Source organism: Pseudarthrobacter polychromogenes (assembly GCF_014644495.1).
GTDB lineage: Bacteria > Actinomycetota > Actinomycetes > Actinomycetales > Micrococcaceae > Arthrobacter > Arthrobacter polychromogenes.
Genome location: NZ_BMKU01000025.1, coordinates 1 through 16,146 on the forward strand (window position 1 = coordinate 1; position 16,146 = coordinate 16,146).

Consider the following 16,146-nt stretch of genomic DNA (forward strand, 5'->3'; position numbering starts at 1 on the left):
TGGTCAACATCCTTCCACGAGCACAAGCTCGCTAGGTCAAGGAGTCAACAAAACCGGGGGCAGTCCCATACGACGTCCCTGCCGGGGAGCGCGCCCTATATCAATGACCATCGCTAGGTCAGACCCGACAACAGGCCGGTGTTCATCAACGGCCCCTCAATGACGAGCACATAGTTGTTTGTACCGACTGCAAGCCACTCTTGCGCCATCAATTCTTCGCATCTCCGGACGCCCAAGGCTACAACAGGCCCTGATTGTTAATACAAAGCAAGCACCCCAGCGGCTTGTCCCGCAAGACTCTCGCGTGTAGCTGGGGAGCCCCACTTCACGGACACTTGCGCCTACTATGTGCCCATGGGGACAAAACAACACCTAGCCTTTTGCAAAGACTGCGCCAAGACAACAAATCACGTGACTTTCTATGAAAAAACGATGCTGGTCGAACCCAGGTTGCGAGCGTTGAGTGTTTCGAGCATTCACCGATGTCGTTCAACGTAACCACTCAGCCTGTCCCCCTAGAGCACAACAGCCGTTTCCAAGCGCGATAGCCGATAAGCAAAGATATATATCGGCCGACAATAGAAAGCCTCCACACGCCGACGTGCGACTCGCTCGGCCGACTTGTGCTCGAAGGAGAACTTCTTAAAAATCGGGCCAGCTCGAAGGTACATCGAGATGGCTTCCGTCTAGGAGGTTTTGCCGAATACTCGATTCGCCGCTACGCGTATGACCCAAAGAACCCGGTGCGGCCGGCGGAGTACATGGGCAACGAGTTTGCTCGCTGTTACTACTTGCCCAATGCGTAGCTGAATCTTCGAAATCTCCACCGGCTTCAGCTGAATATCAAAATATTGGTTAACCAACTCTGGGGCGGCGCGAATACCGCGCAACTCGTTACCAATGTTCAATCCATGAACCATTTGCAACCACATCGGGGGAGCGACAACTTGCCGGATGGGCCCGTATTCTGAAATACGGTCGTGGCGACCTACGTACACACCCTTCAACGGGGAACTGGAACGTTTTTCAATGAGCGAGATAAATGGACCGGAAGGATCCGAGCGGTGAAACACTTCACCTTTGTCTGATAGTTGTAGTCCGGATTGGAAGTTGATAAATTGGTGATCTTCATGTCCGAACTGCGCCTGAACAGCATCTATGAAGTCCCGAGCGATGGCATCGTCGTTGTCCATTCTGGTTGTTATGACCCAAGGAGCCCTTGCCCTATTGGCCACAGCTGCGGCTGCCTTCTCAGGCGTCAACGTCCCTTCAATCCATATCGGCTCAAAAGCACCGTCGGAGAGACGTTCAACCTCTTTTTCAAACCAGTCATCGCGCTCAGCATCGAAGTAGATCAGCCACCGAAAGCCCTTATTGGTCTGACTCATTACCGAATGCCTGCATAGGCTTTCGAAGTATCGAATCCGGTGACGCAACCATTCTTCCGAAGCACGCTCACCCAAACGAGTGTTGAATCTTGTCAGCAAGAAATGATCAAACTGCACACCCTCGGGCGCAGGGGATTCCACTGGATATTCCTTCTTTCATAGTTTCGCGGTGCACGATATCCTGCCGACAATCTTGTGGCGAAAGCGAAGGCAGCAAACTTCGTTAGGGTCTCAAGCTTGTACCCACGAACTTTCTTTAGCGAAAATCGCAGTCATGACGTGGATACCGATAGCTTGGCGAACTGTCTTCCAAGTCTTCACCCTTGCTAACATGCAACTCGTCGATCAGCAAGCTAAAGATGACTTCCCAGGATGAGTTCACTGTGGCTGACACTACCGGCCGAAACTGCGGAGCCAGCGCAGATGTTGTATCCCTCCGAGCTAACCACCCTCAATAATCTACCCGCAGGCCACAATGCAGAGATCACTGTCAGTGATGACACCACGAATGCACGGCGTTCTCTGCATGACTCGGAAGTGACACCTAGGCTATTGTTCTGCTGCAATGCTGCGAGTCTGGGCGATGGCTGGACACATTGCTGCAAAGAACAAGGACGATCGATTGCTTCGTCCATGCAGCAAACCAACCACAGGAATGTGATATTCAACACGCATCCAAGTTCTCTTGTAACAACAGACCAATCTCTGGTTCCCGCACGTTTCAGACTGGAGCCACCAAGGACTACAGGCAAAGCGACGGAGCGATTACCCTCCGTTTCACTTCAGGTTGCCTATGACTCGTTGCCACTAGAGCGCGAAAACCAGCATCAGGGCAGCCCGCCAGCGAACGTGTCGCTGTAAAGCGAAACAACCGAAGCAGGACCACGTGGAAAGCCCGGGATCCAGGAAACTAGTGACCGCTATGCCTGGATACCGACACCTAGGTGAATAATCCTGGTGGACGACGTCCATCACGGGCGAAAAATACTGTCTGGCTGGCGGTTAGAATGGCATCACGCGACACTCTTGCTGCACACCGTTGATGGCCGACGGAAGATTCAGCAATGAACACAGGGGGCATAGCTTGGATCTTCGCGATTATATTCGCATTCTGCAGCGCAACTGGATGGTTGTTTTGTGCGCAACGCTGATCGGGCTGTTGGCGGGAGGACTGACCACCGTACTCGTGAAGCCGACCTACACCTCTGAAACGCAGCTTTTTGTCGCAATACAAAACTCAGGCACTGTACAGGAACTCCAGCAGGGCAATACATTCAGCCAAGCCAGAGTGCAGTCCTACGTAAAAACCGCGACCACCCCCGTCGTGCTGCAGCCGGCAATTGACAGCCTCGGCTTGAGCTTATCGTCTCTCGAACTTTCTGAGCGCGTCTCAGCGTCAGCAGACCTAAACACTGTCCTCATAAGCATTGCCGTGTCCGATGCTTCTCCTGTGCAGGCTGCGGCCCTCGCTCAGGCTGTGGGCGACAGCCTAATCCGCGCGGTTGAGAAGTTGGAAAGCCCGAAAAGCGGAGGAACATCGCCGGTCAGCCTTTCCGTGATCACGCCTGCGTCGGTCCCGTCTTCACCGTCCGCGCCTAACACCAAGCTAAATATCCTCTTCGGGTTCCTCATCGGAGCCGCAGGCGGCGTTGGTCTTGCCCTGGTAAGGACAACGCTCGATAACAGAGTCAGAGGCGAAGCCGACTTGCGCCTCGTGACCGATTCGCCATTGCTTGGTGGCATCGCTTTCGACAACGATGCAACGAAAAAGCCACTTCTGACGCAAGCTCCGCATCAGAGCCCTCGAGCGGAGGCCTTCCGACAGATCAGGACCAACCTGCAATTTGCCAATGTGTCAGGGACTGCACGAACAGTACTGGTGACCTCGTCGCTGCCAGGCGAAGGGAAGAGTACAACAGCCGCCAATATAGCCATTGCTCTAGCCGAAGCCGGTCAGGCGGTCTGTCTCGTTGACGCTGACCTACGTCGCCCGATGATAAATGAATATCTTGGTCTCGATAGGAACGCAGGTTTGACCACTGCACTCGTTGGCGCGGCTCCGGTTAACGACCTCCTCCAGCCTTGGGGCGACGACCACCTTTATGTGCTTTCCTCAGGTCAGATTCCACCCAACCCAAGTGAGCTTCTGGGATCGGAGGCTATGAAAGATCTGATCCTGGAACTTGAACAGCAATTCGACATTGTCATTATCGATGCTCCTCCCCTACTGCCCGTTACTGACGCAGCCGTACTCTCACAGCATGTCGGCGGCGTCGTGGTCGTCGTTGGATCGCACAAGATCAAACGACAAGATCTCGAGAAGTCCATCCGTGCGCTGGACATGGTCGAGGCGAACTTGCTCGGCGTTATCCTCAACCGCCTCCCGTCCAAGGGGCCGGATGCATACACCTACAGCTATTACACCAATAAAGAAGACAATGCTGAGTCCAGGAATGCAAAACGTTATGGTAAAGCGGGACTGCGGAATAAGGCCCGCATTCGGAATACGGGTCGCGACGACTCCGATGAACGTCCCGCTGCTTTGTTCCCGGCCTCGCAGGTGGATCAAAAGTCCTAAAGTCCTGCCCGCGAAGGCAACCCAGTCTAGTTTATGCGGCTAGGGGGTTCATATTGGAGATTAAGGTATCCCCCGCTTGACGTGGCTATCGCTATGGAAACCTCGTTCGAGCATATTCTTGTTAATCGCCAAGTCTACAAGTGACTTCCACTCACTCGCGTTTACGCAAGAGCCCACACGGTTGGCATGGCATTATGGGCATAAAAACCATCTTCAACAAGATAATTGATGTCGCAAAATAGGCGTCGGAACTTCAGTCCATCAGGAGCAACAAATGTGTGAGAAGAAGAGCTTGTTTTATTCGCATGAGCCAGCAAGCCGACCAGGATGGGGACCTTACAGATGACAGGCCTTCTCGTACATGAATGGATATCGCCAGCAGGCGGGTCAGAAAACGTTCTCGAAGCCTTTGCGGAGACATTTCCCACTGCCGACATTCGGTGTCTATGGAACGATAGCAATACCAGATTTACTGACAGGCATGTGGAAGAAACATGGCTGGCACGTACACCGCTTCGGAAATCGAAGGCATTTGCCCTCCCCTTTATGCCCGCCACTTGGTCTTATGCGCCCAAAAAGGACTATGAATGGACTCTGACAAGTTCACACCTTTTTGCGCATCACGCGCGGGTTAGAAACGGGCAGGACGCATCTCGGAAATTTTCCTACGTACATACACCTGCACGCTACCTGTGGAATGCGGACCTTGACGCGCGAGGGGCAAATCCACTAGTCCAGGCTGTAGCGCCTCTCTTCAAATGCATTGATAAACATGCATCTAAGTCTACCTATGAATTCGGCGCAAATAGCGAGTTCGTGCGCAAGAGAATACAAGAAAACTGGGGTCGAGACGCCCGGGTTATATACCCTCCTGTGAACGTGGCACAGATACAAAGTGTCGCGAATTGGACCGAAGAGATCACGGGTGAGGAACGCCGTGTATTAGATAGCCTCCCGGATCAGTTCATTCTTGGCGCCTCACGCTTTGTGCCGTACAAACGCCTCGAACTTGTCATCGAGACGGGCATGGCAACTTCAATGCCAGTTGTCATCGCCGGCTCAGGTCCCCATCTTCAGGCCCTGTCCGAATATGCAGAAAAGTCGACTGTACCGGTGATGATCGTGGAAAGACCATCGGACGAGTTGCTATATGCTCTGTATCAAAGGGCATTGGTCTTCGTCTTCCCGGCAATTGAGGACTTTGGGATTATGCCTGTTGAGGCCATGGCGTGTGGCACTCCCGTGGTTGTAAATGCAGTTGGCGGCGCAAGGGAAAGTGTCAATGCGCCAGTTGCTGGCGCCGTCGTCGAAGAGTTCACTGGTCGGACGATCTCCAATGCCGTTTCGTTTGAAGCGGGACTGTCGAGCGATGCCGTCGCCGATAACGCACGTAGATTTTCGCGGGAGCGGTTCAAATCTGAAATAGACACCTGGATTAGGCAAGGGACGGCAAAATGACCTCGAGTCCGCGGCGACCGGTAGCCCCGAATATTCTCGTTCTCGGAACAGCAGATTGGGACCAGGCCATTGCCACAAACCAGCACTATATGGTCCGGGAACTACTCCACGCCTACCCATTGACATACAGCGAGTCCTTCGGTTTACGCAAGCCAGAATTTCATCGACGTGACATAAACCGCATGGCCAAAAGATTGCTTGGCCGCAAAAAACAGGCTTCGCCATCGGAAATGGCGGGTAGACCACGGCCGGACGGTTTAAGTGTTATTTCCCCTCTTGTCGCACCTATCCACACAGGTATCTTCCGGGCCTTCAACCGATATAGAGTTCATCGCATTTTTCGCCAGTGGGCCAAGTCTAAAGAACCTCGAATCCTCTGGACTTATACACCTCTGACGTATGGCCTAGAGAAATACGCTCAAGCCACCGTTTACCACTGCGTTGATCTCTTGGGCGAGTTTCCTGGAGTTTCTTCTTCCATGGTTTCCGTGGCCGAGGACCGCTTGGCTCAGAACACAAACGTTGCAATTGGAAGCAGCCAGGTCGTGGAACAGCATCTCGTCGAACGCGGTTTCAAGCGCGTAGTTCATTGGCCGAACGTTGCTGATGTCGAGACCATTCTCGAACAACGTCTACCTGATTCGGCTCGGATCAAAAATCGCGTTGTCTTCGCTGGCAACTTAAGCAAGGCAAAGATTGACTTCACTCTTTTTCATGACGTTATTTCTGCAGGTTTCGAGCTTCATTTGGCTGGCCCCATTGCCGAGGGGGGCGGCGATGCTACCCTGGAAATCGAAGAACTGGTTGGTAGAGGTGCTGTCTATCACGGGCTTATGCCGCTTGAAGAATTGTCGCGGCTCTACTGGACCTGCAGCGTCGGCCTTATCCCTTATCAATTAACGCCATACACGCGCGGGGTAAATCCTCTAAAGACATTTGAGTATCTAGCGGCTGGAATGGCTGTAGTCTCCACCGCAGTTCCAGCGGTTCAAGAGATAAAGGGTCACGTATCAATTGTCACAGGACCGCGCGACTGTGTTGCTCGTATAGCGTCGCTAGTAGAGTCCGCTGAGTCCAACAACGTGGAGACGAGAATTGGGATTGCGAAGAAAAATAGTTGGCAGGAGCGCGGAAAAATCGCTCGTGCCCTTGTTGAGCGGACTCTTGATGGGTTGAGTGATGTCATTCTTGAAAAGGATGTCGTCCATCCAGATGTTCATTCTTGACCGGTTTCTCACGTTGTCGCCATTCTTGAAAGGTACAGGTTGAATCTCTCTGCCGAGCCAGACTCACAGCCGCTCATCATTGTAGAGCCCAATTACAAGGGGCATCGAATGATGTATTGCCGAATCCTGGCGGAGTGCGCACTCTCCATGTCAAGGAGGGTGATACTTGCGACAAGCTCTGAGACTTTTGATGCCCAAGAGTTTGATGCTCACATAGGTGTGCTTGCTGAAAAGCTAGAATTCATAGATTTGGGATCACTGACATTAGGACGCCCGGGCTGGGATTATCAGAGGAAGTTGCTGAAACAGATTGACGCGGTAGCGGTCGATTATCCCACGGCCGACATTGTTGTGCTCGAAGGGGATAAATTAGTAGTCCCATTGGCGCTCCATCGCAAGTCGTATTCACGCATGACCGTGCTTGTTATGCGTGCACCCGCGCCAGGGATGTCTGGTTTCCTTTCCGGACTCAACAACTTACTCAAGCGCGTTGGCATTGCAATATCGCGAAAGAGAAGCGTGAACATCAAGGTCCTAGCTCCAGCCATGAGAGCCACTCCCCCGTACTCGTTCCGGGGCTACCCCGCGGTCCCAGACCCCGTGGAATTGACTGCTACGAGTGAGTCGATCGAGACATATCGTTCGGAAATGAAACTTGATCGGGCACGGGTGTGGGTGGGTGTATTTGGGAACATTACGCCGCGAAAGAATTTAGATTTGGTGGCCGAAGCGATCATGAAATGTGGTGGGAAGGATTTTGGGCTGTTAGTCGCAGGTAAAATCGGAAACGACGAACGCAATAGGTGCGACTCCAGTCTCCAGCGCTTGAAAAAAGCCGGCGGCGCCGTCGTTTTCGATACCCGGCTACTCACTGACCGTGAACTCGACTCCGCAATCGCAGCGGTCGACGTAGTGGCAATCGCGCATTCTTCAGAAGGACCTAGCGGAATCTTGGGGAAAGCTGCGGCTTCAGGAGTGTCGGTGGCCGCAGCCGGCGCCCTTAGTCTAAAGGAAGACATCGAAAGGCTTGACGCAGGGGCGTGGTCGCCGTTATCCTCGCAAGCTTTTGCCAAAGCCTTGCAGCAAGCTAACAGCAGAAGTTTTGTGGATAGCGTTGAGCTGGCTGATGGGCCAGCATTTGCTTCGGCCTTGTTGGGTAGCAATATGAGTGTTCCGTGAGTTTCGTCCTCAAGCTATGGAAACAGAGGAAGTTTGGCTCTGCGCTGGCTTTCCGAATTGCCGCGAGACTCATTGCTTCCATCGGGCAGGCAGCGTTTTTGCTCCTACTGGCAAGGGAGATAGGGCCTGCCGACTTTGGCGTTGTTGCGATCGTGCTGTCCATCGGCTACATGGTCATGGCCGTCACAAGTTTCGGAACTAGCACTCGTGTCCTTCGGCTAGCGGCCGAAACAGAGCCGACAATAATAGCGACCAAGCTATTGTACCTACGACTCCTTGGCACACTAGTAACGGCCACCACTTGCTTAGCCGTGGCCTACGGCTATAAAGATGCAGCCTTTATAGCCGTTTTCATGATAGCCAGTGACCAGGCAGCAGATTATGCTCAAGCCTATCTGGCTGGGACTAATAGGCAGATATTTTCCTCATTTGTAGTTATAGGCCAACGCATTATTCCGTTAGGCGCATTGTGGGTATCTAACGCTGCGGGTCTCGCTTCTCCGCAAGTCGTTATGATGAGTTTCGCAGCTACACTTGCTATAAGTATCGTCATTCCCTTCAGGGAACGCTGCAAGGGATTGCGGGAAGTCGGATTTTTAGCGGAACTGCGTGCGTCCTCGGGTTATTGGATGAGTAGTATCGCTCCGAACATCAGCCAATTACAAGTGCCTGCCCTCGGGATGGTGCTTGAAGCAGCTACTGTTGGCCTCTTTGCAGTGGCTGCGCGATTAACAAATCCTTTCACCATCATGGTGAGCGCACTCCAAACTGTGCTGATGCCCGAGCTTTCTCGGCGGCGGGGTACTGCGTCTTTTCACACGCTTTACAGGGCGTCCGTCGCAGCGTCTCTGGTGTACGGGGGCTTGCTTGCTTTTTCAGCTTGGTTCCTCGCTGACATAGTCATCTCACTCCTAGGATCTGAATATACGAGCGCACGAATGCTTATTGTGGGAATGATTATCGCCTCGGGTCTGTCTTCGATCTCTCAAGCACTCCAGTCAAAGCTCCTTGTGGAAGGCAGGGGAGGAGACGTCGCGTGGAGTATAGGTGTTGGCAGCACCGTTGGGCTTGCTTGCCTTATGATCATTGCAGTTTCGGCAGGAGAAGCCTCGATTTGGCTAGCCCCTATTCTGGCTCAAGCAGTCATCGCCGTGGGGCTAGCATGGCGGGCTAACACCAGTCTGCCGTGGGTCGGGCGGCACACTCGGCGGTAACCGGGGCCGCATCCACGTTGTGGGGGTCTCGTGTTGCGCAGCTGACGCGGACATATTCAAGTCCAAATCGTTCACGCCGGTATTATGAATCTAATCCTTCTCGCACAGCTGACCAGCTGCGCGATCTTTACTTTATCTGGGGGTAACATGACCAAGCGCGCACTTATTACCGGCATAACAGGGCAGGACGGTTCCTATCTGGCGGAACTGCTTCTTAAAAAAGGGTACGAGGTGCACGGCCTTATTCGGCGTGCCTCGACCTTCAACACAGCCAGGATCGACCACATGTACGTCGATCCGCACGACCCGAAGGCAAAGCTGTTCCTCCACTATGGAGATCTTTCCGACGGAGCGCGCCTCGTGACGCTCTTAGCCGACATCAAGCCGGACGAGGTTTACAACCTGGCTGCGCAGTCTCACGTTCGTGTTTCGTTTGACGAGCCAGAGCACACTGGGAACACTACGGGAGTAGGAACCATTCGCCTGCTCGAAGCAGTGCGCATGTCTGGCATTGATACCAAGTTCTACCAAGCTTCTTCCTCAGAAATGTTTGGAGCAACTCCGCCTCCTCAGAACGAGGAGACTCCGTTCTACCCGCGCTCTCCATATGGCGCGGCCAAGGTCTACAGCTACTGGATCACGAAAAACTATCGCGAAGCATATGGGATGTTCGCGGTCAACGGAATTTTGTTCAACCATGAATCGCCGCGTCGGGGCGAGACATTTGTGACCCGGAAAATCACGCGTGCCGTAGCCGCAATTAAGGCAGGTAAGCAAGATCTGCTCTACATGGGTAATCTCGATGCAGTACGCGACTGGGGATACGCCGCTGAATACGTAGAGGGAATGTGGCGCATGCTTCAGGCGGACGAACCTGATGACTTTGTGCTCGCTACAGGCGGCAATTACACTGTGCGGGACTTTCTCCAGATCGCCTTTGAACACGCCGGCCTCAATTGGGAAGATCACGTAAGGTTCGACGAGCGCTACTTGCGACCAACGGAAGTTGACGCTCTTGTTGGAGACGCATCAAAGGCTCAGGAAAAGCTTGGGTGGAAGGCTACAGTCCACACGCCCGAGCTCGCTCGAATTATGGTAGACGCGGACATGGAGGCACTTAAGCACGCGGGCAATCACTGGATCGATACCGTGGATCTGGCGAGCTGGAAATGAGCGATTCCATAGACTTCCTGCCTGGACGCCTTGACCGTGCTGCTCCCTTCTATGTTGCAGGCCACCGGGGCTTGGTTGGTTCGGCAATCTGGCGAAATCTTGAGGCTGAGGGGTTTCAAAACCTCGTTGGCCGGAGTTCGTCTCATCTCGACCTGAAAAATCGTGACGACGTATTTGCGTTTTTCGCCGAGACCAAACCTCGCTACGTCGTGCTCGCGGCAGCCAAGGTAGGTGGCATACTGGCCAACAACACCTATCCCGTTGATTTTCTTAGTGAAAATCTTCAGATTCAGGTAAACGTTTTGGATGCAGCGAGAAAGCACGGCGTTGAGCGCTTGCTTTTCCTTGGATCCTCCTGCATCTACCCGAAGTTTGCTGAACAGCCGATCAGGGAAGACTCACTTCTAACCGGCCACCTTGAGCCAACCAATGATGCTTACGCCATCGCCAAGATTGCCGGAATCGTGCAAATTCAAGCTGTCCGCCGGCAGTACGGCCTGCCCTGGATTTCTGCGATGCCGACAAACCTCTATGGACCTGGGGACAACTTCTCCCCAACGGGATCGCACGTGCTTCCGGCTCTTATACGGAGGTACGACGAGGCGGTTCGGGCAGGTGCCACTTCGGTTACCAACTGGGGCACTGGTTCGCCTCGGCGAGAGTTCCTTCATGTGGACGATATGGCTGCCGCTTGCCTCCATCTCTTGGAGCATTATGACGGTCCATCACAAGTTAACGTGGGCACGGGTTCAGACGTGAGCATCAAAGAACTGGCATCAATTGTTGCTGACGCAGTCGGATACAACGGGGACATGACCTGGGACACCAGCAAGCCTGACGGGACACCGCAAAAGCTACTAGACGTATCACTTCTCGCGAAGGCCGGCTGGACGGCGAGCATACCCTTGGTTGAAGGCGTTCGCCGGACCGTTGAGTGGTATAAGTCGAATGCCACAGACCTTCGGGAATAAGCGTCAGATAGTGGGGGACTGGCAAGTGGATACGGCGACATCAAAAGTACGGAAGCAAACAACGCCGAACAATCGGTGGCGCAGCCGTTACACCATGCGTTTGCGATTAATTGACGCTGGCATTGTCATTTGGGCGGTTGCGGGTGCTTATGGCATTCGATTCGGATTCTGGGACCTGGGCGACGGCCAGGTGAAAGAGGCTGAATACGTCCAGTTGTCTATCGCTCTCGTCATCGGCTGGTGGCTAATGCTAGAACTTTGGGGTTCACGGGAAGCTCGGGTACTCGGTTCTGGCACGGAAGAGTACAAACGCGTCATAGCGAGCTCCGCGTGGCTATTCGGCGTCGTTGCGGTCGTTTCGTACGCGCTTCGTATTGACACGGCAAGGGGATTTGTAGGGCTGGCCTTTCCGGCGGGTGCCTTGGGGCTCATCATCGGCCGATGGCTCGTCCGGCAACACCTAAGTCTTGAACGAAAAAGAGGACTGAGTAGTTTGAAAGTTCTCATCATCGGCGGTCGATATTCAGCTGCACACCTAGTGACTTCGCTCCTGACAGCACCATCGGCCGGTTATCGACCTGTTGCCGCCCATCTGCCTGGGGCACCTGCCACCGGGGAGTTCACGGACGTTGGCGTTCCTGTACTGGGTGTCGAAGCTGATTTTGAGTCAATATTGAACTCAATTCTCAAGTCGGATGTAGACGCAGTTGCCGTATCTGCGGGCGTCAATATGCACCCGAAGGATCTCCGAAGTCTGGGCTGGGAATTGGCCGCGCGGGATGTCGCCATGATTTTGGCTCCAGCACTGACAGATGTAGCCGGGCCACGCATTCACACCCAGCCGGTCGCAGGCCTTCCTCTCATCCATGTCTCCACGCCGAAGCTCACAGGTGGCAAGAAAGTTGCTAAAAGGTCATTCGACCTCATCGTTGCCGGACTGCTCGTCGCCCTCCTTTCCCCGCTTTTTCTGCTGTTAGCCCTTATGGTAAAACTCACTGATGGTGGTCCCATCCTCTATAAGCAAGAGCGAGTAGGATTCCGTGGAACGACATTTCAGATGCTGAAATTCCGTTCAATGAAAGTTGGGGCCGATGCCCAACTACAGGCGCTGCTGGCAGCCCAAGGCTCCTCGGCTACTCCGCTGTTCAAAGTCGATAACGATCCCCGTATTACATCACTCGGCAGACTGCTGCGAAAATTCTCGCTTGACGAGCTGCCTCAGTTGCTCAACGTTCTTGGTGGCAGCATGAGTCTGGTAGGGCCTCGTCCGCAACGAGAAGGGGAAGTTGCGCTCTACGATGATGCGGCTCACCGCCGCTTGTACGTAAGCCCGGGAATGAGCGGACTTTGGCAAGTTAGCGGTCGTTCCAATCTGAGCTGGGAAGAAAGCATCCGATTGGACCTCTATTACGTCGAAAATTGGTCGCTAATGGGTGACCTGATAATTCTGTTTAAAACATTCAAGGCAGTATTTGCCAGCACAGGCGCGGTCTGACCAGGGCCCGACAGGCTCTTGTAAAACGCTCATCCTGGTAGGGGAAGGTACTAATGCGTATTTCAGTAATTGGTTGCGGCTATCTTGGGGCGGTGCACGCGGCATGCATGGCCAAACTGGGTCATGACGTCGTCGGCATCGATGTCGACGAGCACAAGATTGCGGAATTGTCAGCGGCTCGCGCTCCATTTTACGAACCGGGGCTTGAGGATCTGCTGCGAGAGGTGCAAGGCACTGGACGTCTCACTTTTACCACAGATATGGCTACTGCCCGCGGCAGTGACGTTCATTTCATTTGTGTGGGGACTCCCCAAAAAAAGGAAGAAAACGCTGCTGACCTGACATACGTTGACGCTGCTACACAGGCGCTTCTCCCCTACCTGTCCGCGGGAGATATCGTAGTGGGCAAGTCAACCGTTCCGGTAGGAACCGCAACACGTCTACGAGCGATGATCGAGAATTCGGGGGCAGACACTGAGCTGCTCTGGAATCCAGAGTTTCTACGTGAAGGCCATGCAGTCTCGGACACCCTGAATCCGGACCGTCTCGTCTACGGCGTATTTGACGGATCCGAAGATCAAAGAGCAGTACAAATATTGGATGGAGTCTACGCCTCTTCCCTAGCGGCCGGCACTCAACGTCTTGTGACTGATCTCCCAACCGCTGAACTCGTTAAGACTGCTGCCAACTCATTCTTGGCTACGAAGATTTCCTTCATAAATGCCATGGCGGAGCTTTGCGAAGCCGCCGGCGCTGACGTAACGCTTCTGGCTGATGCCATTGGCATGGATGATCGCATCGGAAGGAAGTTCCTGAACGCAGGTATAGGATTCGGCGGGGGCTGTCTGCCGAAAGACATTCGCGCCTTTATGGCTCGTGCTGGCGAACTTGGCGCCGACCAAGCGCTCACCTTCTTACGCGAGGTAGATGCGATAAATATGCGACGTAGGACCCGCGTGGTTGAACTGACTCGTGAGCTTTGCGGAGGGTCGCTCATGGGGCAGCGCATCACCGTGCTTGGCGCCGCCTTCAAACCGGAAAGCGATGATGTGCGGGACTCCCCAGCACTGAGTATTGCAGCACAGCTCCAGTTGCAAGGTGCTGTGGTTACAGTGACAGATCCTAAAGCGTTGGCCAATGCTGCTCGCAGATTCCCTGAATTGCACTACGAAGAAGACACGGAAAGGGCTTTGGCAAATGCCGATGCCCTTCTACTCCTAACCGAATGGTCCGAGTATAGGGACATTGACCCTTACGACATGGCAGTGCATGTGGCAGCTCCCAAGATCCTTGATGGCAGAAATGTATTAGACCCTGCCAAGTGGCGTGCTGCGGGCTGGACCTACCGCGGACTCGGCCGCCCCTGACGATGAATCATCCGAATTCTAACGAGGCTCCTCTTAAGGAGCCCAGACGAACAAGCCGAAGGAAACCTAGGCGGGCCACTCGAGTTGCGCTGATATTCATCGTCCTTGTTGCACTTCTTGCTGCTGGCTGTGTCTGGGTTGCCCTGAAAGCAAATTCCGTTAGGACGGAGTTGGAAGCCGCCGCTAACCTGGTTTCCCAGCTAAAGCAAGAGATTGAGGTCTCGGATGCAGATTCCGCAAGTAGCACTGTCTCCGAACTCCGTCAGCATGCCTCAGCTGCCCGTGAAGCGTCCGAAGATCCTCTATGGACGCTCTTCGCGGGACTGCCCTGGGTAGGTCCAAATCTTGGCGCCCTTGCGGAAGTTGCGCGATCCGCTGACGACGTGGCGGGCTTGGGACTGACCCCGCTAGTAAATGTATACGGCTCCCTGGACTGGAATAGTCTGCTGCCCAGCAATGGGGGAACAAGCCTGGAGACACTTAAGAGTGCGGCTCCAAGCGTCGCCGCCTCTGCCTACGCCGTCCAGGCTTCCTCGGACAGGTTGGCAGCAATTGATAGTGATGCACTGCTCCCCCAAATTGCGGACCCTTTAACGGAGGCGGCTGAGCAGCTCAAACAAGCTACAGGGGCTCTAAATTCTGCCGCCGATGCATCTATGATCGCTCCCGGGATGCTAGGTACGGACGGACCTAGGAATTACCTTCTCATGATTCAAAACAATGCCGAGGTCCGCGCTTCGGGCGGCATACCAGGTGCTCTTGCCGTTCTTGGATTTGATCGTGGAAAGCTTTCGCTCGGCGATCAGAGTAGTGCCGGGGACATCGGCATCATGTCTCCGACCTTGCCTGTCGATCCACAGCAACAACAGATCTATTCCACGCGGCTTGGCAAGTACATGCAGGATGTGAACCTGACTCCTGACTTTCCCACGGCCGCAGCCACGGCTCAGGCTATGTGGGAGAAGAGAACCGGGCAACACGTCGATGGAGTCATCTCTATTGATCCGCTGGTCTTAAGTTACATACTGCAAGCTACTGGACCGGTGCCACTTGACGGCCTGGAATTGGCCGCCGCTGAAGCAGCCGGCCTCCCAACCGAGCTGGCTGGCAGCAATGTCGTAAGCACTGTGCTCTCCGATGTCTACGCAAAGATCCCGCAGCCCAAGATGCAGGATGCCTATTTTGCGGGCGTTGCAAAGAAAATTTTTGCGGCGCTGTCAAACGGCACGGGAGAGGGCAAAGCGATCATCAGTGGGATAAGCAAAGGGACGGAAGAGGGGCGCATACTAGTTTGGTCCGGAAATACCTCCGAGCAATCAGTGCTCGCAAAATACCCGCTTAGTGGCTCCATAGCTGGGCCCAGCGTTCCGGCGGCTCAGTTCGGTGTCTACTTCAATGACGGCACTGGCGCCAAAATGGACTACTACGTCAAACGCAGCGTTCAGTTGATCAAGGAATGCCCAAAGGACGGCTACGAACAAACTACGGTCCGAATTACCAGCACGAACACTGCACCAACCGACGCAGCAACTTCACTGCCGGCGTACGTAACTGGGGCCGGCAACTTCGGAGTTCCTCCGGGATCGGTTCAGACGAATATCGTTGCGTATGGGCCAGTTCAGGCGCATGTCGAAACTGCAAAGGTTGACGGGCAGAAGACTGAATTCGCCCCGTACTTCCACAGCAACCGGCCGGTGGGGGTCCTAGCCATTCGTCTGGCACCTGGTGAAAGCCGCACAGTCGATTTCGCCTTCGGGAAGATTGTCCAACACACAGAACCTAACGTTGTTGTCACGCCAACTGTGCAGGATGTAAAAGATGTGACACTGCCCACAGAAACCGTTGCGTGCGGCTAGAAGAGTGGCCTGCGCGTTAACACTATGTAAACCGACTGGATTGACATTGCTCACAAACAGGAGCAGATGGTAGCGTCTGTGTTGGGATCATTATCCGTAGTTCCGCATAGGTCTCGTGTGGAGAGGAAAATTTCCTCAAATCGGGTACACCAAAAACTTAAACGTCTCCGGGTGAGTATTTGAAGGTCTGGAGGCCACTGGATATTGCCCTTCGGGGCCATTGATATTGCCGGTGGGGGCC

At 54.1% G+C, this 16,146-nt stretch carries 11 protein-coding genes; 10 read left to right on the top strand and 1 reads right to left on the bottom strand.

Annotation, left to right across the window (positions count from 1 at the left end):
* Nucleotides 1-686: 686 nt before the first annotated feature.
* Nucleotides 687-1,529, bottom strand: coding sequence for a glycosyltransferase (locus IEX43_RS20020; RefSeq protein ID WP_188814007.1), 843 nt, complete (start codon nucleotides 1,527-1,529; stop codon nucleotides 687-689).
* Nucleotides 1,530-2,472: 943 nt separating this feature from the next.
* On the opposite strand from IEX43_RS20020, the gene IEX43_RS20025 reads away from it, so the two are divergent.
* The 10 genes from IEX43_RS20025 to IEX43_RS20410 all read left to right on the top strand — a co-directional run bounded on the left by IEX43_RS20025 (nucleotide 2,473) and on the right by IEX43_RS20410 (nucleotide 15,905).
* Complete coding sequence (locus IEX43_RS20025; protein WP_188814013.1) at nucleotides 2,473-3,966, top strand: tyrosine-protein kinase domain-containing protein; 1,494 nt, start codon at nucleotides 2,473-2,475, stop codon at nucleotides 3,964-3,966.
* A gap of 873 nt (nucleotides 3,967-4,839) precedes the next feature.
* Nucleotides 4,840-5,424: a glycosyltransferase gene (locus IEX43_RS20405; protein ID WP_229666565.1), complete on the top strand. Its 585-nt coding sequence runs from the start codon at nucleotides 4,840-4,842 to the stop codon at nucleotides 5,422-5,424.
* A 182-nt stretch (nucleotides 5,425-5,606) separates the two neighbouring features.
* On the top strand, nucleotides 5,607-6,650 hold the full coding sequence (locus IEX43_RS20035) for a glycosyltransferase (RefSeq protein WP_188814018.1): 1,044 nt from the start codon (nucleotides 5,607-5,609) through the stop codon (nucleotides 6,648-6,650).
* A gap of 159 nt (nucleotides 6,651-6,809) precedes the next feature.
* Nucleotides 6,810-7,829, top strand: a complete 1,020-nt coding sequence (locus tag IEX43_RS20040; protein WP_188814020.1) for a glycosyltransferase — start codon at nucleotides 6,810-6,812, stop codon at nucleotides 7,827-7,829.
* Nucleotides 7,826-9,043: a lipopolysaccharide biosynthesis protein gene (locus tag IEX43_RS20045; protein WP_188814022.1), complete on the top strand. Its 1,218-nt coding sequence runs from the start codon at nucleotides 7,826-7,828 to the stop codon at nucleotides 9,041-9,043. Before IEX43_RS20040 ends, IEX43_RS20045 begins: the two co-directional genes overlap by 4 nt.
* 147 nt (nucleotides 9,044-9,190) lie before the next feature.
* On the top strand, nucleotides 9,191-10,216 hold the full coding sequence (gene gmd / locus IEX43_RS20050) for a GDP-mannose 4,6-dehydratase (protein WP_188814024.1): 1,026 nt from the start codon (nucleotides 9,191-9,193) through the stop codon (nucleotides 10,214-10,216).
* Nucleotides 10,213-11,187 carry a GDP-L-fucose synthase family protein gene (locus IEX43_RS20055; protein WP_188814026.1) on the top strand — a complete coding sequence of 325 codons (975 nt, stop codon included), beginning with the start codon at nucleotides 10,213-10,215 and terminating at the stop codon, nucleotides 11,185-11,187. Before gmd ends, IEX43_RS20055 begins: the two co-directional genes overlap by 4 nt.
* Before the next feature lie 94 nt (nucleotides 11,188-11,281).
* On the top strand, nucleotides 11,282-12,682 hold the full coding sequence (locus IEX43_RS20060; protein ID WP_229666567.1) for a sugar transferase: 1,401 nt from the start codon (nucleotides 11,282-11,284) through the stop codon (nucleotides 12,680-12,682).
* Between the two features lie 53 nt (nucleotides 12,683-12,735).
* Nucleotides 12,736-14,049, top strand: coding sequence for a UDP-glucose dehydrogenase family protein (locus IEX43_RS20065; RefSeq protein WP_188814030.1), 1,314 nt, complete (start codon nucleotides 12,736-12,738; stop codon nucleotides 14,047-14,049).
* A gap of 671 nt (nucleotides 14,050-14,720) precedes the next feature.
* The gene (locus IEX43_RS20410) at nucleotides 14,721-15,905 is read left to right on the top strand and encodes a DUF4012 domain-containing protein (RefSeq protein WP_268238388.1); all 1,185 of its coding nucleotides are present in this window, start codon (nucleotides 14,721-14,723) and stop codon (nucleotides 15,903-15,905) included.
* Nucleotides 15,906-16,146: the final 241 nt, after the last annotated feature.